This is a genomic window from Methanothermococcus thermolithotrophicus DSM 2095, from assembly GCF_000376965.1.
Lineage (GTDB): Archaea > AGJL01 > Methanococci > Methanococcales > Methanococcaceae > Methanothermococcus > Methanothermococcus thermolithotrophicus.
In genome coordinates this window covers 1-3,258 of sequence record NZ_AQXV01000006.1, presented here as the reverse complement: position 1 = coordinate 3,258, position 3,258 = coordinate 1, and the positions used below count along the sequence as shown (strand labels likewise).

The window sequence follows — 3,258 nt, the reverse complement described above, 5'->3', positions numbered from 1 at the left end:
CGAAACTGTACGAATCCTTCGGATTCGCTGGTTTCTCACTCCATTCGAAACTGTACGAATCCTTCGGATTCGCTGGTTTCTCATTCCATTCGAAATGCGGTGAAACTTTTGGAAGAAGGAAATATATTGGCGGTTAAAGGAATTGGAGGTACCCACTTAGTATGTGCTGCCGATAATGACGAAGTAGTTTTAAAGCTAAGGAAAAGATTAAATAGGCCGTCCCAGCCATTTGCCGTAATGAGCAAGCCTGAATATTTGGAACAGTATGCAAAAGTCGATGAAATGGAACTAAACACATTAAAATCTCCTAAACGACCAATTGTAGTTTTAGAAAAAAACGAAAACTACGATAAATATTTTTCAAAGTATGTCTCAGATTTAAATACCATTGGTGTCATGCTGCCTTATTCAGGTTTACATTACCTCCTGTTTGAGGATACCGAAAAAATAAGCTATATTATGACTTCTGCAAACTTGCCTGGCTTGCCGATGGCCATAAAAAACGAAGAAATTTTAAAAAGCCTAAATAGTATTGCAGATTACTTTCTTTTGCACAATAGAGAGATAGTGAATAGATGTGACGACAGCGTTTTAAAAAAGATAAACAATAGGATGGTTTTTTTAAGGAGGTCAAGAGGGTATGCTCCAGAACCTGTGAGTGTAAACAACAACTTATTGATTAAAAATAATGAGAAAAATATTTTAGCAGTAGGTCCTGAATTAAACTCTGTAGCATGCCTTGTTAAAAAGAATAAGTTCTATTTAACTCAATACATAGGTAATACTTCAAAATACGAAACTTTTCAATATTTAAAGGATGCTGTGAACAATTTGATTAGCATAACCAACACAAATAAAATAGACACCATTGTATGCGATTTACATCCCACATATAACTCAACTAAACTTGCATATGAATTGGGGGAAAAATATGGTGTAGAGGTTTTCCGAGCTCAGCACCACGAAAGTCATGCCTATTCTTTAATGGGTGACAACGACATATTTGAGGACAATATAACAATAGCAATTGATGGATTGGGCTATGGAAGGGATGGGAATATTTGGGGTGGAGAGCTCCTACTTTATAAAGACAATAAAATGAAAAGAATAGGGCATCTGGAAGAGCAGTACCAACCTGGCGGAGATCTTGCAACAAAGTATCCATTAAGGATGCTTTTATCCATATTGTATAAAAAATTGGATAAAGAAGAATTAATCAAATTCATGAAAGAATGCAACTTCAGCGATAAGGATTTAAAGCTTATTTTATTTCAGCTGGATAAAAAACTAAACGTCAGTAAAACAACATCCTGTGGAAGAATACTTGACTCAATTTCTGCATTATTATCAGTATGTCATGAAAAAACTTACGATGGTGAGCCCGCCATTAGACTGGAATCTGTTGCCGAGAATTTTATATCCAGTTCAAAGAACGAGCTTAAAAAATGTATGGATACTGTAGAAAACGACATAAAAATAAAAAATAATGTTTTAAATACAACTGATTTAGTTTATAACTGCTATGAGATGTTTTTAGAAGGATTTAACCGCGAATACATTGGATACTATATTCATATGGCATTAGCCGATGGTTTATCTAAAATAGCCATAAAAAATGCAGATAGCCTTGGAATTGAGTATATAGGACTAACTGGCGGAGTTTCCTACAATAAATTAATTTCTGAAAGAATAAAAGACAACATTGAAAAAGAAGGATTTAAGTTCTTGTACCACAGCAGAATTCCAAACGGTGACGGAGGAATAAGTTTTGGGCAAAGTATTGGATATATTTTGAATAATTCGGATTTCATTTAAATACGCTGTAAACCAGCATTGGAAATACTAAAGTTGCATCAGCCCATACTTCAACATAATCTGCCTTTGCCTGTATTTTTCCCCAAGAGACTCCTTCTTCTGGAGGAGCTCCACTTAAAGAACCGTCCCAAGGTACTGCAGTTGTAATGTATATGGCATAATCCGTCCCTTCCCTAAATAAATTAGCGTTTATAATGCTGTGTTTTGGAAGGGAACCTCCTAAAACAATGCATGCCGTTTTATTGGCATATATTGCCATGTCATTTAGTTTTACTATATCGCTTGCAACATCTATCTGTAAATTGGATTTTCTTTCTTTTTTGTAGAAGTAAAGCATATCCCCAATTGAACCGTCGGTTATAGCTGGACAGAATATAGGGATGTTGTTTTTATACGCCCAGTAGAGTATGGATTTTTCTTTATACTGCATTTCAAGTTTTTCATCCATAAATTTTCCAAGTTCATAGCAGAGCTCACTTGCAGATATTATTTTATTCTCTTTCTCCTGTTTTTCAGAGAGTCTTTCAAAAAATTCTGTCATGTATTTTTCAAATTCAACGTACCGGTCATTTGGAACAAAAATGTTTCCTATTCTATTTATTCCTTTCTCTCTCAAATAAGAGCCGTTTAAGTCCCAATCTCCAAGTACGAAAGGTTTTAAACATTTTATAAAGTCTTCTTCAATTCCGCCTGCAGTTGTGACAATTACGTCAATTTTTTTATGCTTGGCTAAGTATGCTATAATTTCTCTCAATCCTGAAGAGACTATATTGGAAGTATATCCCATAAAAACAACTATTTCTTCGTTTTTTCTTATCTCTTCAATTCTCTTCCATATCTCAACAGCCTTCCCCAAATGTGTAGCTTGAAAACCTATTTTTTCATAGTATTGGGTTACAATATCCTTTAAATCGATATCATCTTCTAACCACGGTCCTTCCACAGGCAAACCTTCAAATTCTTCACTTTCTTTTAAAACAATATTTTTTGGATCGCTCATAATTTCACTTATTATTTTTATTTGTGCATTAATAGTCGTTGATGAAAATATATATAGTAAAACCAAATGACTAACTTAAAATATATAAAAACTTTTAAAAAACAAAAATTTGAAAACTTGAAAATTGTTATCGACCAAAATGACTTAGTTTTAGCCATATGGGATAATAAAAAGTTAAAAGAAATCAGATGAAAAACCTACGGTTTTTCATTACTCTTCGCTTCGCTCCGAATTGTTTATATTTTTTATCAAGGGGATATCCTAGGTTATCCCAGAGGATGGGACATATTATATTACATTACTTCATAGTACTTAAACCTTTAACTATAACTTTAATGGTGCTTAAGATTTTAACTTTTTCTTTAAATGAGGCATTAACCCGCCATCGTTTAATATCTCACATGAAACCTTTAGAAAAGGTTTCATCCAAATGTATTAGCTTT

At 33.5% G+C, this 3,258-nt stretch carries 2 protein-coding genes; one reads left to right on the top strand and one right to left on the bottom strand.

All coding sequences use genetic code 11. The features are described 5' to 3' along the window. Positions 1-1,815, top strand: a 1,815-nt coding sequence (gene hypF, locus F555_RS08780) for a carbamoyltransferase HypF (protein ID WP_157205707.1), incomplete at its 5' end; no start/stop codon positions are given. On the opposite strand, the gene F555_RS0100060 is transcribed toward hypF, so the two are convergent. Further along, positions 1,808-2,815 (bottom strand): deoxyhypusine synthase, encoded by a 1,008-nt coding sequence (locus F555_RS0100060; protein WP_018153192.1) that lies wholly within the window; start codon positions 2,813-2,815, stop codon positions 1,808-1,810. The two genes, hypF and F555_RS0100060, sit on opposite strands and share 8 nt — an antisense overlap. Between the last annotated feature and the right edge of the window lie 443 nt (positions 2,816-3,258).

Excerpts from the sequence above, each read along its gene's own strand:
- F555_RS0100060 (WP_018153192.1), bottom strand. The coding sequence starts at position 2,815 with ATGAGCGATCCAAAAAATATTGTTTTAAAAGAAAGTGAAGAATTTGAA.